This window comes from Paenarthrobacter sp. CCNWLY172 (genome assembly GCF_037402035.1).
Classification (GTDB): Bacteria; Actinomycetota; Actinomycetes; order Actinomycetales; family Micrococcaceae; genus Arthrobacter.
The window spans coordinates 349,328-372,506 of sequence record NZ_JBBEGB010000001.1 but is presented as its reverse complement, the minus strand read 5'-3'; the positions used below and the strand labels follow the sequence as shown (position 1 = coordinate 372,506).

Genomic DNA, 23,179 nt, shown 5'->3' with positions numbered 1-23,179 from the left:
TATAGCGTGGCGTCTACGAGCCATCACCAGCCCTCCCTGGAGCCACCGTGATCCACACGAAAAAACTCACCAAAACGTTCACCGTGAAAAAGGAAACCGTAGAGGCCGTCAAGGGCGTGGACATTGATGTGGGTCCCGGCGAACTGGTCGCTTTCCTTGGCCCCAACGGAGCCGGTAAATCCACTACGCTGCGCATGCTCACCACCCTGCTGAAGCCCACCTCCGGGTCAGCCACCGTGGCCGGCGTAGACGTCGCCAAGGACCCCGCAGGCGTTCGTGCGCGGATCGGCTACATCGGCCAGGGCAACGGCGGCGGCCACAGCTACCGCGTGATCGACGAACTCATTATGCAGGGCCGCTTCTACGGTATGAACACCACCGATGCCAGGGCCCGCGCCGAAACCCTCATGGCATCCCTGGACTTGGCCGACCTCGCCAAACGAACAGTCATCAAGCTCTCGGGCGGACAACGCCGCCGCATGGACGTGGCGTTGGGATTGATGCACTCCCCCGGGTTGCTGTTCCTCGATGAGCCGTCCACCGGGATGGACCCACAAAACCGAGCCAATCTGTGGGAGCACATCATGCGGATGCGCGAGGAACACGGGACCACCATCGTGCTCACCACGCATTACATGGACGAGGCCGATTCGATGTCCGAGCGCGTGATCGTGATCGACCACGGCACCATCATCGCGGACGATACCGCTTCCCGGCTCAAGGCGAACCTGGCCGGAGACCTGATGGCCGTGGAAGTTGCGGCCGGTTCCGCGTCAGAAGTCCGCGGCCTGTTGGGCCGGGCCGCCGCCGAGGGCGACATCCAGGAAAATGCGTACGACGGCGTGGTCCGTTTCCGTCTTCGGCTGGCCCACGGTTCCCGGCTGGCGCCCGGGTTGTTGAAGGACATGCACGACGCCGGCGCTCCCGCCCAGTCGCTGGAATTGAAACCACCGACGCTGGACGACGTTTTTCTGGAACTGACTGGCCGCAGCCTGCGGGAAGGAGCTGAAGTCTGATGATTGAACAAGCCGTGGCGCCGGGAGTCGCCGTGCAAAAGCGAGGTGCCGGAAGCATTGTGACGGACACCTGGTTCGTGTTCTGGCGGGAGATGCTGCTGCCCCTGCGGGATCCGTTTTCGTTGATTTTTTCCCTTATCCAACCGCTGGTGTTCCTGGGTCTCTTCGGTCCGCTCCTGGGTGCGGCGGTGGGCGCTCCGGCTTTCGGCGGCCAGTCCACCCTCCAGTGGTTCCTGCCGGGCGTGGTGGTGATGATCGCCTTGTTCGGTACATCCATGACCGGGTCCAACCTGCAGTATGAGCTGATGACCGGCTCTTATGAGCGGATCCTGGCCACGCCATTGTCCCGGTCCTCGCTCATGATTGGCCGGGCCCTAAAGGAGTGGGCCCCCTTGGTGGTGCAGGGCTTGCTGATCTCCGTGGTGTGCATCCCGTTCGGCTTCGTGTTCCACCCCATGCACGTCCTGCTGGGGCTGGTGATCCTGGGCATTTTCGGCATCGGACTCGGCGCGTTGTCCTACGCTTTGGCTTTGGTTTCGCAGAACAAGGAATGGATCTTCTGGGGCGTCCAGCAAACCCTGCTCTTCCCGCTCATGATCCTGTCCGGGATCATGTTGCCCATCGAGGCGGGCCCGGGGTGGATGAAGGTGGCCAGCCTGTTCAACCCCTTGACCTACCTCGTCAATGCCGAACGCGAACTCTTCTCCGGGACCATTGGGATGGACACGTTCTGGGGCCTCGTAGCCGCTGTGGCAACTGCCGGCGTCGGACTTGCCGTGGGAATCCGGACCATCAGCCGGAACACCAACTAGGTGTACTTCCGCCCATGGGCGGAAGCGTCAGCGCCTTTTACAGCTGCAGGCGGTTCACTGCTTCCTGCCGCATGTCCACCTTCCGAACTTTGCCGGAAACCGTCATGGGGAAGCTGTCGCGTACATCCACATAGCGGGGAATCTTGTAGTGCGCCAGCTTCCCACGGCAGTACTCGGCCAAGTCCCCGGCAGTCAGGGCCGCAGCCCCGGGTTTGAGGATGATGCACGCCATGAGTTCCTCACCGTATTTGTCATCCGGAACGCCGATCACCTGCACGTCCTGGATGGAGGGATGCAAGTACAGGAATTCCTCGATTTCACGCGGGTAGATGTTCTCGCCACCGCGGATCACCATGTCCTTGATGCGGCCTTCGATCACCACGTACCCCTCTTCATCCATGCGGGCGAGGTCGCCGGTGTGCATCCATCCTTCGTCGTCGATCGCTTCCGCAGTTTTGTCCGGCTGACCCCAATAGCCGCTCATGACCGCATAGCCCCGGGTGCACAGCTCACCGATCACGCCCCGCTCCACCACCTCTGCCGAGCCGGCGTCCACAATGCGGCTCTCCAGGTGCGGCATGGTCCGGCCCACCGTGCTGGTCCGGTGTTCGAGGGTGTCCCCGGTGCGGGTCATGGTGGACACAGGCGAGGTCTCAGTCATGCCGTAGCAAATGGCAACATCCACCATGTGCATCTCTTCGATGACCCTGCGCATCACTTCCATGGGACACAGCGAGCCGGCCATCACGCCGGTCCGCAGCGTCGAGAGATCGTAGGAGCCAAAGTCCTCCAAAGCCAGTTCCGCAATGAACATGGTGGGCACCCCGTACAGGGACGTCCCGCCGAAGTCCTGCACCGCTTCCAACGCCGCCGACGGATTGAATCCGCGGCTGGGGATGATGGTGGCCGCACCAAAGCTGAGGGCATTCAGGTTCCCGATCACCATGCCGAAGCAGTGGTAGAACGGCACCGGAATCACCACGCGGTCGCGTTCGGTGTAGTTCAGGAGCCGGCCGATGGAGTGTCCGTTGTTGAGGATGTTGTGGTGCGTCAGCGTCGCGCCCTTGGGAAAGCCCGTGGTGCCCGAGGTGTACTGCAGGTTGATGGCGTCGTGTGGGTCAAGTTCGGCCATCCGGTCCTGAACCGCGGAAGGCCCGACGCCGTCAGCCCGGGCCAGGAGTTGGGCGTACGTCAGTTCGTGGTTGGCTTCCGGTTCGCCCCCGGCCAACTCCTGCAAAGGGTTTCCCGGGAGGAAGACGATCTCCCGGAGTTCCGGACAGCTTCCGGCCGCATTCCTGGCCATGCCCACATAGTCGCTGTTCTTGTCCGAAGGCGCAGCCACCAGCATCCGCATGCCGTTCTGCTGCACCACGAACTCCAGTTCGTGGCTCCTGTAAGCGGGGTTGACGTTGACCAGCACCGCACCGATCTTGGCCGTTGCGTACTGCAGGATGGTCCACTCGGCGCAGTTGGGGCTCCAGATACCGATCCGTTCGCCCTTGGCCACACCCAGAGCGAGCAGTGCGCGGGCGAGGCGATTGACGTCGTCGTTTAGTTTTTCATAGCTCCAGCGGCGGGCCTCCCCGCCCGGCATCGCGGCCGCTTCAATCAGGGCGTCCCGCAAGGGGTATTGTGCGGCGATGCGCTCAAAATTGGCGCCGATGGTCTCTTCGAGCAGCGGGACGTCAGTGTCTCCGGCAGTGTAGGACAACATGACGGAACGCTACCAAGGGACGGGGCGCAACAGAACCGTAACCACCTCCAAGGGGGCCGTGTCCTGCCGGTAGGGTTGGATCCATGAGTGCACCCATTGACCTGCAGGCCACGTTCATCCCCAACGACGGCGAATTCTTCCGCGTGAAGCTCGCCCTGGAAATCGCCATCGACGAGGTCGTGAACGAGCCCGGCTGCATCCGCTATGAACTGACCGAGGCCACCGAGGAAAAGCTCGTCCTCACGGAGCGCTGGGAATCCGAGGAACTCCTCGAGAAGCACTCCAAGGGCATCGCTGTCCAGGACCTGAACGAGTCCCTCAGCGCCTTGCTGGCTGAGCCCGTCAAGCTCGAACGGCTCTGATCACCGCAATACAGCGAAAACGCCTTAAAGCCTCGAGGTCGCCGGAAATTTCCGGCGACCTCGGTGCGTTTCCAGCGGTTTCAGTGTTTCAAACCGCCGCTCGTTCTTAGTTTTCCTGCGCCTCGGCACGCGCCTTGGCAACGTGGGCGTGGACCTCTTCCATGTCCAGGCCCTTCACGGCTTCAATGACCTGCTCAAGCTGCTGGCCGTTGAGGGCACCGGGCTGCGAGAAGACCAGGACCTTCTCGCGGAAAGCCATGAGTGTGGGGATGGACGTGATTCCCGCTTCGGCGGCCAGTTGCTGTTCGGCCTCGGTGTCCACCTTCGCGAAAACGACGTCGGAGTGCTTGTCCGAAGCTGCCCCGTACGTGGGCGCAAACTGGCGGCACGGGCCGCACCATGCAGCCCAGAAATCCACCAGGACAATGTCGTTGTCCTCGATGGTCGATGCGAACTGTTCTCCAGTGATGTCAACTGTAGCCATGGTTCCACGGTACGCGACCCTGCCCGCTAAGTCCCGTGGAGGGGCGCCCTGTTCGCTTCCCGCGTTACCGGGAATAAAGCAGGGTTTCCTTACTTGCCCAACACGTGCTTCAGCGCGGACGCATACAGCGGCGCCACCTTGTTGTGGCCGGTCTGGTTCATGTGGGTGTCGTCGAGGTAGTCGCCGGCCGCTCCCGCAATGGTCGCCGTACCGGCCATGGAAATCCGCGGCCAACCGCGAAGTGCAGCTTCGCGGGTCACGAGGCCATCCACCCACCGGCGCTGGACGTGGTTGGAGTCGTACCGTGACAGCACGCCGTTGACCAGTATGGTGCTGCGGGGGTACTTGCGCCGGAGCTCGTCCCATAGCCGGTTGGCTTGGGACAGGATGGCTGCATCCGTGGCGCCGATCCTGGCGTCGTTGCCGCCCAAAGTTACCACTACCAGCCCGGGGCTGCCCTGCGGCAGGAGGATCCGGTCCTGCGCCAGCGCATCAGTCGCTGAGCCACCCCCGACGGCGGGACTTCCGGAAACGTAGCCGAGCCCGCCAATGCTGCGGACCACCTGGCGTGGGTACCCGGCGCCGCGGGCACCCTGCTCGCCCCAGGAATCCAGGTCCAGTTGGGAGTCACCCAGGAAAACAACAGTGGATGCGTCAACGGCCTCGGCCGAATAGAGCTCTTCCGTGGCGTCGCTCCAGATGGTTTCCAGCTTCTGGAAGGCCACATGGGTTCCGCGTCCGTCCATCCAGGTGTCGCGGACGGGCCAGCCGAACTCACCCGGGTTGGCGGACCACACTTTATAGGTGGGGTGTCCAACGATCCGCGCCCCGGTGGACGGCCCCCACACCAGCCAGCCGTTGACGAACTGTTGCACGAGTCCGCCGGCACGCGGAAGCTTGTCCGTGAGAGGAAGCCCCAACTGTCCGGCCGCTCCGCCCAGCGAGTTGTATCGGTTGTGGACATCGCCGTGGGTGGTGGAATGCGCCCCCGTCGCCGCGGACCAGTAGACCGTGCCGCCCTGGAAGAGTTGGTAGACAAAGGTGTTTTGCCGGACTTCCTCACCGACCGGATATCCGAGGGCGCCATTTTGGCCTCCTGTGGAGGACCAGTAGCTCCGGATGGCACCGGTCAATGCGCGGGCACCGGTGGCTGGTGACCAGATGATTGTTCCGCGCTGGTACTGCTGGGAGGAGCCGCCATTCTTCAGGCCCAGGGCTTCATCCGTGGCGGGGTACCCCAGCTCGCCTTCTTCCATGCCGGCTTTCCGCCATCGTTCACGGATGGCCCCCATAGATGGGTGTGCCCCGGTGGCCGGCGACCACACCACAAAGCCTCGTTCGAAAGCCTGCCAGGCGCCGCCGTCGCGCAGTCCCGTACTTTCCCCGGTAACCGGATAGCCCAGGTAACCGGTTTCAAAGCCGGCACGTCCCCAGGCCAGATGGATGGATCCGCTGGTCCGCTGCGCACCCGTTCCCGGCGAGTACGTGATGGCGCCACGTTCATAGGTCTGCTTGGACCCTCCGTTGCGCAGCCCAGTGGTGGTGTCTGTCTTTGGATAGCCGTGAAATCCGGAAGGGCCGCCCGCAGCCCACCACGATGTACGGACCGGTCCGTTGACCACCACGCGCGCCCCGGTACGCGCGGACCAAGCGATGTCACCGCCGGCAAACCGTTGTACGCAACCGCTGGTGCTCCCGCTGCCGGAACATTCCTCGGTACTGGTGGGGCGGAGCAGCACGCTTCGTGCCCACGCGCTGGTGTTGTACAGGTTGCCGATCGCACCAGTAAGGGGCGGCGTCGAGGTCTCCGCCGGAACAGCCAGCGGGACTGAGGCTTGGACGGAAGTGCTGAGGGCGGGAGCGGCTTGCGCGGGAAGTGCCGCACCCAGCGCACCAGGAAGCAGCAGCCCCATGGCTACCGCGCCAAGAAACCAACCCCGCGCCGGCCCCACGGCCGTCTTGTTAAAGCCCACTTCGCCAACCCCCACCTGCTGCCCCATCAATAACACTGAGGCAAGTATCTGCGACGCCGGCACACTCAACACCGGCGACCCAACCAATGGTGTCACATCGTTATGACCCTGCCACTTGATGGACATTGAACAGGTGTTTAGTGTTTGAAACATGCGTTCAAGCGCAGAGGATCTCACCACCCGGGCCCGCATCCGCGACGCCGCCATCGACCTGTTCGGCCGGGATGGATTCGCCCGCGCCACGGTCCGGGCCGTCGCCTCGCTGGCCGGGGTCAGCCCAGGCCTGGTCATCCACCATTTCGGCAGCAAAGAAAACCTCCGCGCTGCCTGCGACCAGCACGTCCTCGCCCAAACAGCCAGCCAGGGCCGCGAGAAGACCCACCCGGGATCAACACGCCAACTGATCCAGGACTACCTCAACCACCCGGAACAATACGCCCAGGAGATCGCCTACATCCGCCAATCACTGAGTGACGAGTCCGATGCCGGCGATGCCTTCTTTGATGCTGTCGTGAGGCAAACAGAGGACATCATCAACGCCGGAATCGCGGCAGGAACCATCCGGAAGTTCAACGACGTCCGATCCACCGCCGTCGTGATTGCCTCCAACAGCCTGTCCATCCTCATGCTGGGCAGGCATCTCTCAAGGACGCTGGGCGAATTCACTCCGGAGCCCCACGGAATCGGACCCGGGTTGCTGCGGCAGCTCACGCTGCCCGCCCTGGAGATCTACACCCACGGTTTTTATACCGATTCGCGGTTCCTTGAGGCGGCCCGCGACGCTTTGCAGCAAGACACCATCAACCACTGAAGGGAGCATGCCCCGTGACCCAGGCAATCGTCGTCGAGGGGTTGCGTAAGAAGTTCGGTCACCGCGAGGTCCTCCACGGACTGGATTTTGCGGCGGAGGCCGGGACGGTGTTCGGCGTCATCGGGCCCAACGGCGCCGGCAAGACCACCACCATGCGCTGCCTGTTGGACATCATCCGGCCCAGCGCGGGTTCCATCTCGGTTCTCGGACAGAATCCCCGCCGCGCGGGTACCTCCCTTCGCCGAAGGATCGGCTACCTGCCCGGCGAGCTCCACTTGGAGAACCGCACCACAGGCCGCCGCACGTTGGAGCACTTTGCCGCCATCAGCGGCCCTGTGGACCCCCACCACGTCAACGACCTCGCTGACCGCCTGAACCTGGACCTGAGCCGCCAAACCCGGAAACTCTCCAAAGGCAACAAACAGAAGCTGGGGTTGCTGCAGGCCTTCCAGCACCAACCCGAACTCCTGGTGCTGGACGAACCAACCAGCGGCCTGGACCCCTTGGTCCAGCAGGTTTTTCATGCCATGGTCCGCGAGGCAGTGGCCGAAGGCGCCACGGTGTTCCTCAGCTCCCATGTCCTCAGTGAAGTCCAACAAGCAGCCGACGCCGTCGCCATCCTCCGCGACGGCGAAATCGTCACCGTGTCCACGGTGGAGGCCCTGCGGATGGCGGCCGTCCGGCAACTCCGGTTCAACAGCACCGGTACCGCAGCGAACGACGTCGGGGCGCTGCTGGCCCGGGTGCCGGGCATCGCCAACGTCGCGGTGCGGGAACTCCCCGCCGACGGCCACACTGCCGGGACAGTGGTGGCAACGGCGACGCTTTCCGGGCACGTCCGGCCCCTGGTCCAAGCATTGGCGCGACTGGACCTGACGGACCTTGTCCTGGAAGAACCGGACCTCGAAGAGGCCGTTCTGACCTTGTACACCGGCGGCGCTGGCAGCGAACCAGCTGCTGACACGGGCGGTGCCGGTCCGGCTGACTCTCATCGTCGTGCGGAAGGAGCCCACCGTGCCTAGGATCCTGCCCCTCTTCACCAAGGCCCTGACCGACTCCTGGCGTTCCACGCTGGCTTGGGCGTTGGGCCTGGCGGCGGCCTGCATGCTGTACCTGCCGCTCTACCCCTCGATCGGCGGCAGCGCGCAGATGCAGGACCTGATCAACGCGCTTCCCGCCGAGATGACCAAAGCCCTGAACTACGATCAGATCGCATCGGGCCCCGGCTACACACAAGCCACCTTGTTCGGCCTGATTGGCTTCCTGCTGACCTCCATGGCCTCCATTGGCTGGGGCGCGGCGGCGGTGGGAGGAGACGAAGAATCGGGGCTGTTGGAGCTGACCCTCGCCCACAGCGTGACCCGCGTGCAGGTGGTGCTGGAACGCGCCCTCGCCATCCTGGTTCGGATCGCGTTCCTTTCCGTCCTCGTCTTCCTGATGGTGCTGGGACTGAATGGGCCTGCGCAACTGGGCATCGACGTCGGACATCTCGCCGGAGCGGTGCTGCTGTTCGCCGCTCTTGCCCTTCTCAGCGGAACAGCGGCGCTCTTCGCCGGTGCGCTCAGCGGCAGGAAGGTGTACGGGATCGCTGCGGGCGCCGCCGTCGCTGTCCTCGGATATGTGTTCAACGCAGTGGGACGGCAAAGTCCGGACGTCGAATGGTTGCTGAACCTTTCGCCGTACCACTGGGCGTATGGCAATTCCCCGGTAGCCAACGGCGCTGATTGGGGAGCGGCCGCAGGCCTATTCGGTATCTCGGCGGTACTTATTGTCCTGGGAGCAGTGGCGCTGCGGCACCGTGATGTGGGTGTTTAGCTCCAGACGTGCGGGGCGGGGCGACGTGCTCCGGGGAGCGCATTGTTCTCGCGCCACTCATGGATCCATTCGGGCAACTCGAGGCCTGCCGGAGGCGCGCCGAACTCCGCGATGATTTCTTCCTGGGTGACGGGCTTGCCCTTTGCCACCAGTCGTGTGGCAATGTGCGCACGGGCGTAGATTTCACCGTCCACCACCATCCGCTGTTCAAAGTAGATGGCTTTGGTATCCAGGCCGATGATGCGGGTCTCAATGGTGTAGCGCTGCCACAGTTGCAGGGACTTGCGGAAAGCGATGGTTTCGCCGGCAGCCACCGGAGTCCACCCCTTCTTGCGCATCTTGGCCCAAATGCCACTGCGGACCATGAGGTCGAAGCGGCCAAGGTCCATCAGCGAAAAGTACATGCCGTTGTTGACGTGCAAGGCAATGTCGATGTCCGTCGGCAGCACTTTCAGGGGAAGGGAGGACTCCTCCCAGACACCCAGGGGCGAGCGCTTGGAAGAAGTGAAGAGCAGCATGAGGGTGCGAAGAAGCAGATGCATGCCCACAATGTTACCCGCGGGTAACTTCCGGCGAAAGGCGTGGACCGCATGATGGACAGGCCGGTAGTCCATAACCTGCTTTATGTCCAACGTTTGCACTAACGTTTACCGCTGGTTCATCAAAGCCATGCAGAATATCTGAAACTCATCTGATGAATGACCATACAAGGGGGACCCTTTGAGCACGCTGCAAACCACCAGGCCACAGGGCCAGGTCTGGCCCGAACTTTCACGCCACCAGAACGTTGTCCTTCAGGACGCCCGCGGCAACCGCATTGAGGGAACCATCGACGGCATGACCGAGGACCGCAGCACGCTGTGGATCCAGCTCAAAGGCGGCCTCGGCAGGCAGTTGATCCACCACCTCGACGGATACTGGCTGGAGACGCCAGCTGCCTGATGCGTCCGGTGCAGGCTCATCCTGCAGGGGCTCGTCCGATAGTCCCGTCCGGGCTGAGGTGCCTGCGGTGGCTAGTATTCCCCTATGACACAAGCGCGATACCGGGACCTGGTGGAATGGCCCCTCATGGCCACGGCACTGATTTTCCTCACTGCCTATGCCTGGCAGGTCATCGGCCGGGTGGACGGTGCCGCGGCAGTGCCGTTCGAGATTGTCCTCTGGATTACCTGGGGCATCTTCGCGCTGGACTACTTCGTCAACCTGTGGCTTGCCGAAGACAGGATGCGGTGGTTCCTCTGGAACCTGCACGAACTCCTGATTGTGGTGCTCCCCTTCTTCCGGCCCTTGCGGCTGCTGCGGTTGGTCACTTTGCTCTCCGTTCTCCAGCGCACCGTGGGCGAAACTTTGCGCGGGCGGGTTGCCACCTACGTGGCAGGAGCGGCCGCGATGCTCATCCTCATCGGCGCACTGGCCGTACTGGATGTCGAGCAGAACGACCCCGCCGCCAAGATCCTCAACTTCGGTGACGCTGCCTGGTGGGCCGTCACCACCATCACCACCGTGGGCTACGGAGACCTGTATCCCGTGACCCCCATTGGAAGGATCGTGGCCGCGGCCCTCATGATGAGCGGCATCGCGGTGCTGGGTATTGTCACAGCATCCATCGCTTCCTGGCTGGTTCAACGGATTGAGGAGAACGCGGAGGGCGTGGCAGCGGCAGCCGAAGAGAAGGCGGTCGCCGCCGAGGAACCCGTTCGCGCGGAGATGGCTGACCTGGTGACCGAGATCGCAGCCCTGCGGATGGAGATCGCCGAACTCCGGGAAGCCACGGCGGTCCGGCAAACCACGGAATTCGGGCGGGAGCGCGAGGTCTAGGCGCGGCGTCCCGCGCGAACACGTACCGTCACCACCTACTTTGACAGCCCGGATGCCATGACACGCACTGGGTTACCGCGAGTCGACGGGTACGTGCGATCAAAGCAGGTGGTGGCGGCACGGCCAAACCTGTGCTCGTTGGATCCCATGCCGCGCAAGGTCGAGCAAGGCGGCCAACAGCCCGATCCCCCGGCAGGAATCCGGCGGCGGGAACTCGCTGGACACACAAAAAAATCCCCGGAACCAGTGGTTCCGGGGATTTTCTCTGGGTGGCAGATGAGGGATTCGAACCCCCGTAGGCGTTGCCAGCTGATTTACAGTCAGCCCCCTTTGGCCGCTCGGGTAATCTGCCGAACTTCAAAAGAAGATCACTTCCGGAGACCATTTCTTTCGATCCGGTAACCGAAGGCAGAGACAACCTTACAGAACTTTCTGCAAAGAATCTAATCGGGGGAAAACGCCCGGTATGTGGCGGTATGTCAGGCTTCCCCGAGGATCCGGCCGGCGAGTTTCGCTTCGAACTTCTCGGCCTGCTCGGCGGTGATCTGGTTGAGCTGCACAGCCCGCAGCAGGTCAGCGTGCACTCCGTCCATGCGTGCTGTGGCATCGGGTACCGGGCTCAGGACGATCGACGCTGCCACGGCCGCGGCCGCAACAGCACTGGCTGCGGCAACTGCTGCCGTGCCAAGGGAGCCAGCCGCTGCAGTAGCGGATTTACTGATGGACTGGACGGCCTTGCTGCTCATGCTGATCCTCCACTATGCGTTCTTCCAACTGGTACAACTCTCAACCCGCAGCCTCAGTTCCAACCTTGCATGTGCTGTGAGCGAACTGTGAATGCCCTCCACCGCCCCAAGCAGCACCTTCCGTACTAGGCTGGATGCCAGACCAACCCGCCCTCACAGGGCCCCCAACCTAAGGAGAGTCATGGCAGGCGAATCCACATTCGACGTCGTCAGCAAGGTAGACAAGCAAGAGGTCGCCAACGCACTGAACCAGTCCCAGAAGGAAATCGCGCAGCGATACGACTTCAAGGGCGTTGGCGCGGAGATCGACTTCAGCGGCGAGAAGATCCTCATGAAGGCCAATTCCGAGGACCGGGTCCTTGCTGTCCTGGATGTTTTCCAGTCCAAGCTGATCAAGCGCGGCATCTCGCTGAAGTCCCTGGACCAGGGCGAGCCTTTCCCCTCCGGCAAGGAATTCCGCCTGGAGTGCACCATCAAGGAGGGCATTGCCCAGGACATCGCCAAGAAGATCAACAAGATCATCCGCGATGAAGCCCCCAAGTCCGTCAAGTCCCAGATCCAGGGCGACGAACTCCGCGTGACCTCCAAGTCCCGTGACGACCTTCAGGAAACCATGAACATCCTGAAGAAGTTCGAAGAGGCCGACCTGCAGTTCGTGAACTTCCGCAGCTAGTCGCACACCGTTCGAAAAGCCGGGATGCAGGCCCACCAAGGGGTCCGCATCCCGGCTTTTTGCTGCCCGGGAATACGGACGACACCAAGACCACGGGCGCCACGGATGGTCCCATCCAGGTCAGTCCGGCAAGGTGGCTTCATCGGCGAGGGGCTGTTCGCGTAGTCCGGGCGGGCTGGTTCATGGTGGACCTAGGAAAGCCGGCGGCCGGCCATCTGTTCCAAGCGGCTGATCCGTTCATTCATCGGCGGGTGGGTGGAGAACATGCGGCGCATGCCGCCGCCCCGGAATGGGTTGGCAATCATCAAGTGCGACGCGTTGACGAGCTTCTGGTCCTGCGGGAGCGGCAGCTGGGTGACGCCGGACTCGATCTTGCGCAGGGCTGAGGCGAGTGCCAGCGGATCGCCGGTGAGCTCGGCACCGTCCTCATCGGCGTCGTACTCCCGCGTGCGGGAGATGGCCATCTGGATGAGCGAAGCCGCGAACGGAGCCAGCAACGCCATGGCGATGGTGGCCAGCGGGTTGGCGTTGCGCCGGTCCCCGCTGCCGAAGATCAGCAGCATCTGCCCCACGGACGTAATGACTCCGGCCACTGCAGCAGCCACCGACGAGGTCAGGATGTCGCGGTTGTACACGTGCATCAGTTCATGCCCCAGCACTCCCCGGAGTTCCCGGGCATCCAGGAGGTGCAGGATCCCTTCGGTGCAGCACACGGCGGCGTTCTTGGGGTTGCGGCCGGTGGCAAAGGCGTTGGGGGTCATGGTGGGCGACAGGTAGATCCGCGGCATTGGCTTGTTGGCCCTGACGGAAAGCTCCCGAACGATCTGGTACAGATGAGGAGCCTGGGACTCAGTGACCGGGTAGGCGGCCATGGACCGGATGGCGATCTTGTCGCTGTTCCAGTATCCGTAGGCGGTGGTGCCGACGCCGATCAACGCCATGATCCAGATGGGCGTGGTGCTGCGCGTGCCCGCTGCGATGAGGGCGCCCAAACCCAACAACACCGCCCACAGCACGCCGAACAGTGCCGCCGTCTTGAGTCCATTGTTGTGTTTGTGCACGGTGGTTCTTGCCTCTTTCTTCGGCTCCAGCAGGGGTTCTGTACGGATTAACGCCGACGCCGGTCGTCATGTTCCGATCCCAGCCTACGGCGGCGGCGTGGACGGCAGTGCTAGGGCACCGGGTGTTTAGCGTCGTAGGCAACGAACCCGGGCTGAAGCCGCGAAGCCAGCCACGCCAGGACGATGCAGAGGAGTCCACCTATCAGCAACACTCCGCCCTCGCTGAGGAACTGTGTGACACCTCCGGCCAGCATGTCCCCCACCCTCGGTCCCCCCGCCACCACCACGATGAACACGCCCTGCAGCCGGCCGCGCAGATGATCCGGGGTGGCCGACTGGAGGATGGTGGTGCGGAAGACGGCGCTGACGGAGTCTGAAATACCGGCAAGGGCACAGCACAGGGCTGCCGGAATCAGCCACGGCGTAACTCCATCGCGTCCCGAGTCCCCCGCCAGCAGTACCACCAGCCCGAAGCCCGCAATGGAGGCTCCCCAACCCACCACGGACCACACGACGGCGCTGCCCTGCCGCCGCACCCGGCCCAGTGGCCCGGAAAACAGGCCTGCGAGGAAGGCGCCCACAGCCGTGGACGCAAGCAGCACACCCACCGTGGTTTCACCTCCGCCGATCATGACCGCACCGATGGCCGGCATGAGGGCACGGGGTTGGGCGCAGATCATGGCGATGAGGTCGATGATGAAGGTCATGCGGACGTTGGGGCGGGTACCGAGGAAGCGGAACCCTTCCACCACTGATCGCAGCCCCGGCCGCACAGCGTCCTTGGACGGCGGCAAGGGCGGGAGCTTGAAGAGGCCCCAGAGGGCGAACGTGAAGCTGATGACATCGATCGTGTAGGTCCAGCCGAAGCCGATGGTGGCCACCAGAACGCCTGCCAGGAGTGGTCCGGCAGTCATGGACAGGCCGAACGTCAGCATGCTCAGCGCGTTGGCTGCAGGGAGCAGGTCCTTACGGACCAGCAACGGAATGATGGCGCTGCGGGCGGGGCCGTTGATGCCTTGCGCTCCACTTTGGACGGCCACCAGTGCGTAGAGTATCCAGATGTTGCCGATCTCCAGCCATGCCTGCAAGGCAAGCCCCGCAGTGGTCGCCCAGAGCACAAGGGAGGCGATGATGGCCACTTTGCGGCGATCATAGGCGTCCGAGATGGACCCGCCGTAGAGTCCGGCGATCACCAACGGGACCAGCGCGAAGATGCCCAGCAGTCCCACGTAGAAGCTCTCCTGGGTGAGCCGGTAGACCTCCAGGCTGACCGCCACCAACGTCAGTTGGGTACCGATGGCAGCCACCGATGCGCCCAGCCAGAGCCGCCGGAAAGCCGGGCTCTCCTTCAACGGGGTGATGTCTGCCAGTAGTTTCGCCACCGTCCTACCTTAACGACCGTTGCGGCGGCTGCCCCGCACCCTCCCGCCTGCGGGCACCGCTTGGTAGGCTCACCCGGGGGAAGGAGTTGACATGGTCACATCGCGACGATTGCTGTACCGTTCGGCTTTTTGGGAGATCGCCAGGCCACGTCACCCCCTTACTGCCGGGCATGTCGTCATCCGGTTGTCGGATCCCGCAACAGAGTTTGCACACCCCTCGGCCACGGACTGGCTTTTCTGCCACGGCCTGGTCCGTGCCGCCTTGGCCGACGTCCTTGGTGCCACCCGCTGCGCCATCATGTTTGCTTACCAATGGCATCCCCTGGGCTCAGCCATTGGAGAGCCTGTAGCGGAATCGTCAACGCCGACATTCCACCTCTTCAGCCGATGGGACGGAGAAACCACGACGCCGGGACACCAGCTTTCGCTTCCGGCGCACCGACGGGTTGGCGAGACGGACCACGATCTGGAAGCCACCGATGATGCCCTGCGCGAGGCGCTCAGGCTGGCCGTACCGGAAACCATGGTGGGCTCCGACGCTACGGTGCGTGCCGGCGTCGAGCCTTTTTCCGGGCCGGAACCGCTGGTCCGGGCTGTGGACGCGGGTCCCCGCCATACGATCCTCGAACCAGTCAGGAACGTGGCGGCCGTCAGCGAGGTCAGGCCGGTCGAGTTACTGGCGATGGGTGCAGCCCTGACCGCACTCCCCCGGGCTGGCGGCTTCAGCGGTGTCAGTTGCGTGGCCCTGGAAGGAGCGGGCACAAGTGCCCCTGTTCGGGTCCATGCGGTCCGCAGATCGGCAGCCGAAGACCACAATCCCCTGGAAGATCTGTTCAATTCACCGGAAGTTAGCCTTGCCTTATTGTGAACTCCTCAAAATAAGTGTTTCAATGAATGCATGACAGATCACACAGCCGAGCAAGCAGAATGGGCAGCTGCCCTGCATGCCCACGGCCGGCGTGTGACCAAACAGCGGCTGGCAGTGCTCGCCGCGGTCCAGCACCATCCGCACTCTCCGGCTGAAGGCATCCTTGCCGCTGCCCGCAAAGAGCTTCCTGAACTGACGGCGCAGTCCGTTTACGTGGTGCTCAGCGACCTAACGGACCTGCAGATGTTGCGACGCTTTGAGCCTCCGCACTCCCCGGCCCTTTACGAGACCCGGGTGGGCGACAACCACCACCACGCCGTCTGCATCAGTTGCGGCAAAGTGGAGGACGTCGATTGCGCCGTGGGACACGCACCGTGCCTCACCCCGCACTGGGATGAGAACTCCAAGCCCATGACCATCCAGATCGCAGACGTCCTGTACCAGGGCATCTGCCAGGACTGCCAGTCCAAACAACAGCTTCCCGTAACTTCCGTAACTCAGAAACAAGAAAAAGGAGAACAATGACTGCCATTTCAACTACCCAGTCAGGTGCCCCCGTTACCTCCGACGCGCACTCCAAGTCCGTCGGCGCTGACGGTGCCATCATCCTCACCGACCACTACCTGGTGGAAAAGCTTGCACAGTTCAACCGCGAGCGGGTCCCGGAGCGTGTAGTGCACGCCAAGGGTGGCGGCGCATTCGGTACGTTCAAGACCACCTCGGACGTTTCGGCCTACACCAAGGCAGCCTTCCTCCAGCCGGGCGTCGAGACGGACATGCTGATCCGTTTCTCCTCCGTCGCCGGCGAGAACGGTTCTCCCGATACCTGGCGTGACCCCCGCGGTTTCGCCGTGAAGTTCTACACCTCCGAGGGCAACTACGACCTCGTTGGCAACAACACCCCCGTCTTCTTCATCCGCGACGGCATCAAGTTCCCTGACTTCATCCACTCCCAGAAGCGCCTCCCAGGCAGCCACCTGCGTGACGCTGACATGCAGTGGGACTTCTGGACCCTCTCCCCCGAGTCCGCCCACCAGGTCACCTGGCTCATGGGCGACCGCGGCCTCCCGGCTTCCTGGCGTGAAATGCAGGGCTACGGCTCGCACACCTACCAGTGGATCAACGCCGCCGGCGAGCGTTTCTGGGTCAAGTACCACTTCAAGTCCAACCAGGGCGTCAAGACCATCACCGGCGACCAGGCTGAGCAGCTTGCCGGCTCGGATGCAGACTTCTACATCCGCGACCTCCAGGAAAACATCGACGCCGGCAACTTCCCCTCCTGGGAACTGCACGTCCAGGTCATGCCGTACGAGGACGCCAAGACGTACCGCTTCAACCCGTTCGACCTCACCAAGGTCTGGCCGCACTCGGACTACCCGCTGATCCACGTGGGCACCATGGAGCTGAACAAGAACCCGGAAAACTACTTCGCGCAGATCGAGCAGGCCACCTTCGCGCCGTCGAACTTCGTACCGGGCATTGCCGCTTCCCCGGACAAGATGCTGCAGGCCCGCATCTTCTCCTACGCAGACGCACACCGTTACCGCGTGGGCACCAACCACGCACAGATCCCGGTGAACCAGCCCAAGAACCAGGTCAACAACTACAGCCAGGACGGCCAGGGTCGTTACCTGTTCAACTCCCCGTCCACCCCGGTGTACGCACCGAACTCCGTTGGTGGCCCGGCTGCTGTTGAGCCTACGTCGCCCGCCGGTGGCTGGGAGAACGACGGCGAGCTCACCCTCTCCGCCCACACCCTGCACGCTGAGGACGACGACTTCGGCCAGGCCGGTACCCTGTACCGCGAGGTCTACGACGACGCTGCCAAGGCCCGCCTCCTGGACACCATCACCGGTGCTGTTGGCGGCGTGAAGAACGCTGACATCAAGGAACGCGCCATCCAGTACTGGACCAACGTTGACTCCGATCTTGGCGCCAAGCTCCGCGCCAACCTCGGTGCAGGTCAGACCGAGTCCGACGCCGAAGCAGCCAACAAGCTCTAAGCGTCTTCGCTCTCCAGCATTTCCTGGAACACCCCGTCGCGGATCTTCTCCGCGGCGGGGTGTTCTTTTTGTTTTTCCACATAGCCTTCTTTGGCTATGGCTGGCCGGGTATCGCCGTCCCTAGGATCCTTCTATGACCACATTCAAAGGCATCCCTACCGCCGCATTCCGTTTCTACGCCGAGCTTGAAGAGAACAACAACCGTGAGTGGTGGCTTGAACACAAAACCACGTACGACGCCGAGGTCAAGGAGCCGCTGACAGCTCTCCTTTCAGAGTTGGAGCCGCAGTTCGGGCCAGCCAAGATCTTTCGTCCCAACCGCGATATCCGGTTCTCCCAGGACAAGTCTCCGTACAAGACAGCGCAAGGGGCCTTTGCAGCTACTCAGGAAGGTGTTGGCTTCTACGTCCAGATCAGCGCCGATGGCCTGCTGATCGGCGGGGGCTACCACTCGCACACTCCGGCGCAGCTGGCCCGTTTCCGGGCGGCAGTGGATGCTCCTGACAGTGGGTTGGAACTGCAGGAGATCGTCGGTGCTGTGGCCGCCGCCGGCTTCGCCATCGAAGGCGAGAAGCTGAAGACTGTCCCGCGGGGATTCGACAAGGATCATCCACGCGGAGAGCTCCTCAAGCACAAGTCGTTGTCGGCCGGCGTTGAGGTTGGGCAACCGGAGTGGCTCTCCACTCCCGCAGCCCGTAACGAGATTGCTGCCCGGTGGGAAGTGCTGAGGCCCCTGGTGGAATGGGTCGGCGTTCACGCGGCGCCGTAATGGCGCTGGTGTTGGCGGGAACGCGCAAAAGCGCCCGGAAACCGATGGTTCCCGGGCGCTTCATGGAGCGACTTCTGGAGCTAACGAGTGCAGCTGTCTGACAAGCTGCCGCGATTGGTTTAGACCTTCGTGTAGCTGTCTTCGTCCTCGTCGCCGTCGACCTGGCGGCTTCCGGGAGCACCGTTCACGGAGGCCTTGGCCGCAGCGAACTTCTCATTGAGCCGTGAGTGGCGCTGGCCGTAGGAGAAGTAGATGACCATGCCAATGACCAGCCAGATCGCGAAGAAGATCCAGGTTTCCACAGCCAGGTTTGTCATCAGGTAAAGGCAGAGGATTGCTGAGACCCACGGCAAGACCTTGCCGAACGGAACGCGGAAGGCGGGCTTGAGGTCCGGGCGCTTCTTGCGCAGCACCAGGATGCCCAGGCTCACCATCACGAACGCAGACAGCGTTCCGATGTTGATCATTTCCTCGAGCAGGTCCACCTTCGTTACGCCGGCCACCAGGGCTACGGCCGCACCGCAGATGATCTGCAAACGGGCCGGCGTGGAACGCTTTTCGCTGGTTTTGGACAGCGAACGTGGCAGGAGTCCGTCGCGGCTCATTGCCAGGACCACGCGGGACAGGCCCATCAGCAGCACCATGATCACGGTGGTCAAGCCCACCAGGGAACCGAAGGCGATGATCTTGGCAGCATCAGTGTTGCCCACGGCTTCGAAAGCTGTGGTCAGGGTGGGGTTCTTCACCTCGGCCAATTGTGTGTAGGAAACCATGCCAGTCAGCGCAAGGGAGACCAGGATGTACAGCAGCGTCACAACGGCAAGGCCACCGAAGATGCCCCGGGGAAGGGTCTTCTGCGGATTCTTGACCTCTTCCGCGGAGGTCGCCACTACGTCGAAGCCGATGAAGGCGAAGAAGACCAAGGCTGCGCCGGCGAAGACGCCCAGGGTTCCATACTGGGCCGGAGCGGCGCCCGTGAGGAAGCCGAAGAAGGACTGCTTCATAACGTCGGCGGCGCCGGAGTCGGTGGGCTCGGAGGCTGGAATGAAGGGGGTGTAGTTGGAGAACTTCACGTAGCTGAAACCAACCACGATCACGAACAGCACCACTGCAATCTTGATCAACGTAAAGACGTTGCCGACGCGGGCGGACAGCTTTGTCCCCAGCACCAGCAGCACGGTGAAGATCGCAACAATGAGGAACGCACCCCAGTAGAGGTCAACGCCGGCTACCTGGATTGACGGTGGCATCTCTACGCCCATCAAGCCAAAGACCGTACTGAGGTAGATGCCCCAGTACTTGGCGATCACGGCTGCGGCGGTGAAGAGTTCAAGGATGAGGTTCCAGCCAATGATCCACGCAAGGACTTCGCCCATGGTGGCGTACGTGAAGACGTAGGCGGAGCCTGCCACAGGGATCGCCGTGGCGAACTCGGCGTAGCACATGATGGCCAAAGCACAGGTGACAGCTGCAATGGCAAAGCTAAGGGTGACGGCGGGGCCGGCAAAGTTGGCAGCGGCCTTGGCGCCGACGGAGAAGATACCGGCGCCGACAGCAACGGCGACGCCCATGATCATGAGGTCCCAGGTGCTCAGGCTGCGCTTGAGCTTGCGACCGGGTTCGTCGGCATCGGCGATCGACTGCTCGATTGACTTGGTCCTGAAAATGTTCATAAAAATGCCACATTCTGGATGGGAGTGGTATAGGACTCATCAAGAATAGTGTCCGGCCAATGGACGGCCATATTTATCCCAGATAGTGAGACGCCTACGCAATTCCCGTGACAGGTGTGGCTGGTGTGATGAAGGCACGTAGCGTCGATCACACCAGCCAGCCACCCTAAATGCTGGGCACGTCCCAGTCCATGAGGGTTGAACGGATCAGGAACCGCTTCCCTTCCGGAGACTCAACGGAGAACCCACTCCCCCGGCCCGGAACCACATCTACGGTGAGGTGGGTGTGGGACCAGTAGTTGAACTGTTCCTTGGACATCCAAAACTCGAGAGGCTGTGGCTCGCCGCCGATTCCAATGTCGAACCTGCCAAGGAGGATATCGGAGTCGCCGGTCAGGAACTCCCCCGCCGGGTAGCACATGGGGGCGGAGCCGTCGCAGCAGCCGCCCGACTGATGGAACATGAGAGGCCCGTGCTGGTCCCAAAGCTTACGGAGCAGTTCCACGGACACCGCAGTGAGCGCCACCCGGGAGAAGTCTTCCCCGGGCAGCGTCACCGCGGCTTCCAAGCCGTTGGGATTCATCAGAACTTCAGCACCACACGGCCGTCGATCTTGGCGTGCTTCATCTCGTCAAAGACCGCGTTGACCTCGGAGAGCTCCCGGGTAGAGACCGTTGGCTTGATCTTTCCCTGGGCGTAGAATTCCAGCGCCTCTTCAAGATCCTGCCTTGTGCCCACGATCGAGCCGCGGACGGTCAGGCCCTTGAGGACGATCTCAAAGATGGGCGCCGGGAAGTCTCCTGGTGGCAACCCGTTGAAGACGATCGTTCCGCCACGACGAGCCATACCGATCGCTTGTCCAAAGGCCGACGGGTGCACAGCCGTCACCAGGACTCCGTGGCAACCTCCGGTTTCCCGCTGAATGACTTCCGCCGGGTCCTCGTGGAGGGCGTTGACCGTCAGTTCGGCGCCGTGCTCGCGGGCCAGAGCCAGCTTGTCGTCGGCAATGTCCACGGCAACCACGCGAAGCCCCATGGCCACCGCGTACTGAACCGCGATGTGGCCCAGTCCGCCGATCCCGGAAATAGTGACCCATTGTCCCGGCCTGGCTTCCGTCATCTTGAGGCCCTTGTAGACCGTGACGCCGGCGCACAGTACGGGCGCCACTTCCACGGGGTCCGAGCCCTCCGGAATCCGAGCGGCAAAGCGTGTGTCTACCAGCATGTACTCACCGAACGAGCCATCCACGCTGTAGCCACCGTTCTGCTGGGACTCGCACAGGGTTTCCCACCCGGTCCGGCAGTACTGGCAGTCACCGCAGGCAGACCAGAGCCAGGCATTACCCACCAGGTCGCCGACAGCAACATCCGTGACACCCTCGCCGAGGGCCACTACTTCTCCCACACCTTCATGGCCCGGGATAAACGGTGGCGTCGGCTTGACCGGCCAGTCGCCTTCGGCGGCGTGCAGGTCGGTGTGACATACCCCCGAGGTGATGAGGCGGACCAGCGCCTGGCCGGGACCCGGCGTCGGCCTTTCCACTTCCTTGATCTCGAGGTCGGTACCGAACTTGGTGACGACTGCAGCTTGCATGGTGGTCATTGACGATCTCCTTTGATCGGTAGACAAGACGGTTTAGAAGAAGCCGAGCTTGTTCTCGTTGTAGCTGACCAGGAGGTTCTTGGTCTGCTGGTAGTGGTCCAGCATCATGGCGTGGTTCTCACGGCCAATACCTGAGGACTTGTAGCCGCCGAACGCAGCCCCTGCCGGGTAGGCGTGGTAGTTGTTGACCCACACGCGGCCGGCCTGGATTTCCCGGCCTGCGCGGTAGGCGACGTTTCCATTGCGCGACCAGACTCCGGCACCCAAGCCGTAGAGAGTGTCGTTGGCGATGCCGATGGCGTCGTTGTAGTCGCTGAACTTGGTGACGGACACCACCGGGCCGAAGATCTCCTCCTGGAAGATCCGCATCCGGTTGTGGCCTTCGAAAATGGTGGGCTGCACGTAGTAGCCGCCTGCCAGGTCACCCGAAAGCTCCGCCCGGGCACCACCGGTGAGCACCTTGGCGCCCTCCTGCTTTCCAATGTCGATGTAGGACAGGATCTTCTCCAGTTGGTCGTTGGAGGCCTGGGCTCCAACCTGGGTGTCGGTGTCCAGCGGGTTGCCCTGGATGATCTTGCTGGTCCTGGCCGTGACGTCGGCCATGAAGGAGTCGTAGATGCCTTCCTGGACCAGGGCGCGGGATGGGCAGGTGCAGACTTCGCCTTGGTTGAAGGCAAAGAGCGTGAACCCTTCCTGGGCCTTGTCGTAGAAGGCATCGTTCTGGTCGGCGACGTCATCGAAGAAGATGTTCGGGCTCTTGCCGCCCAGTTCCAGCGTGACCGGAATGAGGTTGTTCGACGCGTACTGGCTGATCAAACGGCCAGTGGTGGTCTCACCCGTAAAAGCGATCTTGCGGATCCGGGAGCTGGAAGCCAGCGGCTTTCCGGCCTCAACACCGAAGCCGTTCACGACGTTCACCACGCCGGCCGGAAGGAGGTCTCCGATGAGTTCCATGAGGACCAGGATGGACGTCGGCGTCTGCTCGGCGGGCTTGAGCACCACGGCGTTGCCGGCGGCGAGCGCGGGTGCCAGCTTCCAGACCGCCATGAGGATGGGGAAGTTCCAAGGGATGATCTGGCCAACAACGCCCAGCGGCTCCTTGAAGTGGTAAGCCGTAGTGTCCTCGTCCAGCTGGGACAGGTGGCCTTCCTGCGCCCGGACGGCGGAGGCGAAGTAGCGGAAGTGGTCCGCTGCCAACGGGATGTCGGCGTTAAGGGTCTCGCGGACTGGTTTGCCGTTGTCCCAGGTTTCAGCAACTGCGAGGAGCTCCACGTTCTCGTCAATGCGGTCGGCGATCTTGTTCAGGATGGCTGCTCGCTCGGTGGCGGAGGTCTTGCCCCATGAGGGTGCAACCTTGTGGGCGGCGTCCAGCGCCAGCTCGATATCCTCGGCGGTGCCGCGGGCAACTTCGCAGAAGGCCTTGCCCGTAACCGGTGTGATGTTCTCGAAGTAAGCGCCCTTGACCGGGGCAACCCATTCGCCGCCGATCCAATTTTCGTAGCGGTCCTTGAACGTGACCTTCGAACCCTCGGCACCCGGCTGTGCGTAAACAGTCATTGCTAGCTCCTTTGCTGCGAATCACGGTGGCTGTCGCCAT

General features: G+C 62.9%; 24 protein-coding genes and 1 tRNA gene. 13 read left to right on the top strand and 12 right to left on the bottom strand.

The features are described from left to right. Positions 1 to 47: 47 nt before the first annotated feature. Together WBN73_RS01620 and WBN73_RS01615 are read left to right on the top strand one after the other, a co-directional pair. Positions 48 to 1,016 (top strand): ATP-binding cassette domain-containing protein, encoded by a 969-nt coding sequence (locus WBN73_RS01620; RefSeq protein ID WP_337339313.1) that lies wholly within the window; start codon positions 48 to 50, stop codon positions 1,014 to 1,016. Beyond that, positions 1,016 to 1,828 (top strand): ABC transporter permease, encoded by an 813-nt coding sequence (locus WBN73_RS01615; protein WP_207594307.1) that lies wholly within the window; start codon positions 1,016 to 1,018, stop codon positions 1,826 to 1,828. Before WBN73_RS01620 ends, WBN73_RS01615 begins: the two co-directional genes overlap by 1 nt. A 37-nt stretch (positions 1,829 to 1,865) precedes the next feature. On the opposite strand, the gene WBN73_RS01610 is transcribed toward WBN73_RS01615, so the two are convergent. Further along, positions 1,866 to 3,542: an AMP-binding protein gene (locus WBN73_RS01610; RefSeq protein ID WP_337339312.1), complete on the bottom strand. Its 1,677-nt coding sequence runs from the start codon at positions 3,540 to 3,542 to the stop codon at positions 1,866 to 1,868. An 83-nt stretch (positions 3,543 to 3,625) separates the two neighbouring features. Here WBN73_RS01610 and WBN73_RS01605 point away from each other — a divergent pair, with 83 nt between their 5' ends. Continuing rightward, positions 3,626 to 3,904, top strand: a complete 279-nt coding sequence (locus WBN73_RS01605; protein ID WP_062073318.1) for a putative quinol monooxygenase — start codon at positions 3,626 to 3,628, stop codon at positions 3,902 to 3,904. A gap of 106 nt (positions 3,905 to 4,010) precedes the next feature. Here the strand turns inward: WBN73_RS01605 and trxA are convergent, their stop codons facing one another. Then, positions 4,011 to 4,388 carry a thioredoxin gene (trxA, locus tag WBN73_RS01600; RefSeq protein WP_337339311.1) on the bottom strand — a complete coding sequence of 126 codons (378 nt, stop codon included), beginning with the start codon at positions 4,386 to 4,388 and terminating at the stop codon, positions 4,011 to 4,013. 89 nt (positions 4,389 to 4,477) lie between these two features. Beyond that, positions 4,478 to 6,388 (bottom strand): GDSL-type esterase/lipase family protein, encoded by a 1,911-nt coding sequence (locus WBN73_RS01595; RefSeq protein ID WP_207594309.1) that lies wholly within the window; start codon positions 6,386 to 6,388, stop codon positions 4,478 to 4,480. Positions 6,389 to 6,512: 124 nt separating this feature from the next. Here WBN73_RS01595 and WBN73_RS01590 point away from each other — a divergent pair, with 124 nt between their 5' ends. From WBN73_RS01590 to WBN73_RS01580, 3 genes are read left to right on the top strand one after another with little or no spacing between them, the layout of a single operon-like run. Next, complete coding sequence (locus WBN73_RS01590; protein WP_337339310.1) at positions 6,513 to 7,172, top strand: TetR family transcriptional regulator; 660 nt, start codon at positions 6,513 to 6,515, stop codon at positions 7,170 to 7,172. 14 nt (positions 7,173 to 7,186) lie between these two features. Continuing rightward, a complete protein-coding gene (locus WBN73_RS01585; RefSeq protein ID WP_337339309.1) occupies positions 7,187 to 8,194 on the top strand; it encodes an ABC transporter ATP-binding protein in 1,008 nt (335 codons plus the stop codon). Then, entirely contained in the window at positions 8,187 to 8,987 is an 801-nt protein-coding gene (locus tag WBN73_RS01580; RefSeq protein WP_280623307.1) for an ABC transporter permease subunit, read from the top strand. The genes WBN73_RS01585 and WBN73_RS01580 overlap by 8 nt, the downstream gene beginning before the upstream one ends. Here the strand turns inward: WBN73_RS01580 and WBN73_RS01575 are convergent. Next, on the bottom strand, positions 8,984 to 9,529 hold the full coding sequence (locus WBN73_RS01575; protein ID WP_280623308.1) for an acyl-CoA thioesterase: 546 nt from the start codon (positions 9,527 to 9,529) through the stop codon (positions 8,984 to 8,986). The two genes, WBN73_RS01580 and WBN73_RS01575, sit on opposite strands and share 4 nt — an antisense overlap. Before the next feature lie 178 nt (positions 9,530 to 9,707). On the opposite strand from WBN73_RS01575, the gene WBN73_RS01570 reads away from it, so the two are divergent. Then, on the top strand, positions 9,708 to 9,929 hold the full coding sequence (locus WBN73_RS01570) for a hypothetical protein (RefSeq protein WP_089595880.1): 222 nt from the start codon (positions 9,708 to 9,710) through the stop codon (positions 9,927 to 9,929). An 84-nt stretch (positions 9,930 to 10,013) separates the two neighbouring features. Further along, the gene (locus WBN73_RS01565; protein ID WP_280623309.1) at positions 10,014 to 10,805 is read left to right on the top strand and encodes a potassium channel family protein; all 792 of its coding nucleotides are present in this window, start codon (positions 10,014 to 10,016) and stop codon (positions 10,803 to 10,805) included. A 270-nt stretch (positions 10,806 to 11,075) separates the two neighbouring features. Here WBN73_RS01565 and WBN73_RS01560 read toward each other — a convergent pair. Together WBN73_RS01560 and WBN73_RS01555 are read right to left on the bottom strand one after the other, a co-directional pair. Continuing rightward, a tRNA-Tyr gene (locus WBN73_RS01560) sits at positions 11,076 to 11,157 on the bottom strand. Between the two features lie 127 nt (positions 11,158 to 11,284). Further along, complete coding sequence (locus tag WBN73_RS01555) at positions 11,285 to 11,551, bottom strand: hypothetical protein (protein WP_337339308.1); 267 nt, start codon at positions 11,549 to 11,551, stop codon at positions 11,285 to 11,287. Between the two features lie 181 nt (positions 11,552 to 11,732). Between WBN73_RS01555 and WBN73_RS01550 the strand changes: the two genes are divergently transcribed. Next, on the top strand, positions 11,733 to 12,224 hold the full coding sequence (locus tag WBN73_RS01550; protein ID WP_017200185.1) for a YajQ family cyclic di-GMP-binding protein: 492 nt from the start codon (positions 11,733 to 11,735) through the stop codon (positions 12,222 to 12,224). Between the two features lie 191 nt (positions 12,225 to 12,415). Here WBN73_RS01550 and htpX read toward each other — a convergent pair whose 3' ends face one another. Together htpX and WBN73_RS01540 are read right to left on the bottom strand one after the other, a co-directional pair. Then, positions 12,416 to 13,285, bottom strand: a complete 870-nt coding sequence (gene htpX / locus WBN73_RS01545) for a zinc metalloprotease HtpX (protein ID WP_280623311.1) — start codon at positions 13,283 to 13,285, stop codon at positions 12,416 to 12,418. 110 nt (positions 13,286 to 13,395) lie between these two features. Next, entirely contained in the window at positions 13,396 to 14,667 is a 1,272-nt protein-coding gene (locus tag WBN73_RS01540) for an MFS transporter (protein WP_337339307.1), read from the bottom strand. A gap of 91 nt (positions 14,668 to 14,758) precedes the next feature. Between WBN73_RS01540 and WBN73_RS01535 the strand changes: the two genes are divergently transcribed. The 4 genes from WBN73_RS01535 to WBN73_RS01520 all read left to right on the top strand — a co-directional run bounded on the left by WBN73_RS01535 (position 14,759) and on the right by WBN73_RS01520 (position 18,307). After that, positions 14,759 to 15,535, top strand: a complete 777-nt coding sequence (locus WBN73_RS01535; RefSeq protein ID WP_337339306.1) for a hypothetical protein — start codon at positions 14,759 to 14,761, stop codon at positions 15,533 to 15,535. A 30-nt stretch (positions 15,536 to 15,565) separates the two neighbouring features. Then, positions 15,566 to 16,060 carry a Fur family transcriptional regulator gene (locus WBN73_RS01530; protein WP_337339305.1) on the top strand — a complete coding sequence of 165 codons (495 nt, stop codon included), beginning with the start codon at positions 15,566 to 15,568 and terminating at the stop codon, positions 16,058 to 16,060. Then, positions 16,057 to 17,538 (top strand): catalase, encoded by a 1,482-nt coding sequence (locus tag WBN73_RS01525; protein WP_207594319.1) that lies wholly within the window; start codon positions 16,057 to 16,059, stop codon positions 17,536 to 17,538. Before WBN73_RS01530 ends, WBN73_RS01525 begins: the two co-directional genes overlap by 4 nt. 133 nt (positions 17,539 to 17,671) lie before the next feature. Further along, positions 17,672 to 18,307, top strand: a complete 636-nt coding sequence (locus tag WBN73_RS01520; RefSeq protein WP_337339304.1) for a DUF2461 domain-containing protein — start codon at positions 17,672 to 17,674, stop codon at positions 18,305 to 18,307. Positions 18,308 to 18,426: 119 nt separating this feature from the next. Here the strand turns inward: WBN73_RS01520 and WBN73_RS01515 are convergent, their stop codons facing one another. The 4 genes from WBN73_RS01515 to exaC all read right to left on the bottom strand — a co-directional run bounded on the left by WBN73_RS01515 (position 18,427) and on the right by exaC (position 23,139). Beyond that, complete coding sequence (locus tag WBN73_RS01515) at positions 18,427 to 19,980, bottom strand: amino acid permease (RefSeq protein ID WP_337339303.1); 1,554 nt, start codon at positions 19,978 to 19,980, stop codon at positions 18,427 to 18,429. Between the two features lie 166 nt (positions 19,981 to 20,146). Continuing rightward, on the bottom strand, positions 20,147 to 20,563 hold the full coding sequence (locus WBN73_RS01510) for a DUF779 domain-containing protein (protein WP_207594322.1): 417 nt from the start codon (positions 20,561 to 20,563) through the stop codon (positions 20,147 to 20,149). Continuing rightward, positions 20,563 to 21,573 (bottom strand): alcohol dehydrogenase AdhP, encoded by a 1,011-nt coding sequence (gene adhP / locus WBN73_RS01505; RefSeq protein ID WP_207597620.1) that lies wholly within the window; start codon positions 21,571 to 21,573, stop codon positions 20,563 to 20,565. The genes WBN73_RS01510 and adhP overlap by 1 nt, the downstream gene beginning before the upstream one ends. Before the next feature lie 42 nt (positions 21,574 to 21,615). After that, the gene (gene exaC / locus WBN73_RS01500; RefSeq protein ID WP_207594323.1) at positions 21,616 to 23,139 is read right to left on the bottom strand and encodes an acetaldehyde dehydrogenase ExaC; all 1,524 of its coding nucleotides are present in this window, start codon (positions 23,137 to 23,139) and stop codon (positions 21,616 to 21,618) included. Positions 23,140 to 23,179 lie beyond the last annotated feature (40 nt).

Excerpts from the sequence above, each read along its gene's own strand:
- WBN73_RS01615 (WP_207594307.1), top strand. The coding sequence starts at position 1,016 with ATGATTGAACAAGCCGTGGCGCCGGGAGTCGCCGTGCAAAAGCGAGGT.
- WBN73_RS01610 (WP_337339312.1), bottom strand. The coding sequence starts at position 3,542 with ATGTTGTCCTACACTGCCGGAGACACTGACGTCCCGCTGCTCGAAGAG.
- WBN73_RS01605 (WP_062073318.1), top strand. The coding sequence starts at position 3,626 with ATGAGTGCACCCATTGACCTGCAGGCCACGTTCATCCCCAACGACGGC.
- trxA (WP_337339311.1), bottom strand. The coding sequence starts at position 4,388 with ATGGCTACAGTTGACATCACTGGAGAACAGTTCGCATCGACCATCGAG.
- WBN73_RS01595 (WP_207594309.1), bottom strand. The coding sequence starts at position 6,388 with ATGGGGCAGCAGGTGGGGGTTGGCGAAGTGGGCTTTAACAAGACGGCC.
- WBN73_RS01590 (WP_337339310.1), top strand. The coding sequence starts at position 6,513 with ATGCGTTCAAGCGCAGAGGATCTCACCACCCGGGCCCGCATCCGCGAC.
- WBN73_RS01575 (WP_280623308.1), bottom strand. The coding sequence starts at position 9,529 with ATGCATCTGCTTCTTCGCACCCTCATGCTGCTCTTCACTTCTTCCAAG.
- WBN73_RS01565 (WP_280623309.1), top strand. The coding sequence starts at position 10,014 with ATGACACAAGCGCGATACCGGGACCTGGTGGAATGGCCCCTCATGGCC.
- WBN73_RS01555 (WP_337339308.1), bottom strand. The coding sequence starts at position 11,551 with ATGAGCAGCAAGGCCGTCCAGTCCATCAGTAAATCCGCTACTGCAGCG.
- WBN73_RS01550 (WP_017200185.1), top strand. The coding sequence starts at position 11,733 with ATGGCAGGCGAATCCACATTCGACGTCGTCAGCAAGGTAGACAAGCAA.
- WBN73_RS01535 (WP_337339306.1), top strand. The coding sequence starts at position 14,759 with ATGGTCACATCGCGACGATTGCTGTACCGTTCGGCTTTTTGGGAGATC.
- WBN73_RS01530 (WP_337339305.1), top strand. The coding sequence starts at position 15,566 with ATGACAGATCACACAGCCGAGCAAGCAGAATGGGCAGCTGCCCTGCAT.
- WBN73_RS01525 (WP_207594319.1), top strand. The coding sequence starts at position 16,057 with ATGACTGCCATTTCAACTACCCAGTCAGGTGCCCCCGTTACCTCCGAC.
- WBN73_RS01520 (WP_337339304.1), top strand. The coding sequence starts at position 17,672 with ATGACCACATTCAAAGGCATCCCTACCGCCGCATTCCGTTTCTACGCC.
- WBN73_RS01515 (WP_337339303.1), bottom strand. The coding sequence starts at position 19,980 with ATGAACATTTTCAGGACCAAGTCAATCGAGCAGTCGATCGCCGATGCC.
- WBN73_RS01510 (WP_207594322.1), bottom strand. The coding sequence starts at position 20,563 with ATGAATCCCAACGGCTTGGAAGCCGCGGTGACGCTGCCCGGGGAAGAC.
- adhP (WP_207597620.1), bottom strand. The coding sequence starts at position 21,573 with ATGCAAGCTGCAGTCGTCACCAAGTTCGGTACCGACCTCGAGATCAAG.
- exaC (WP_207594323.1), bottom strand. The coding sequence starts at position 23,139 with ATGACTGTTTACGCACAGCCGGGTGCCGAGGGTTCGAAGGTCACGTTC.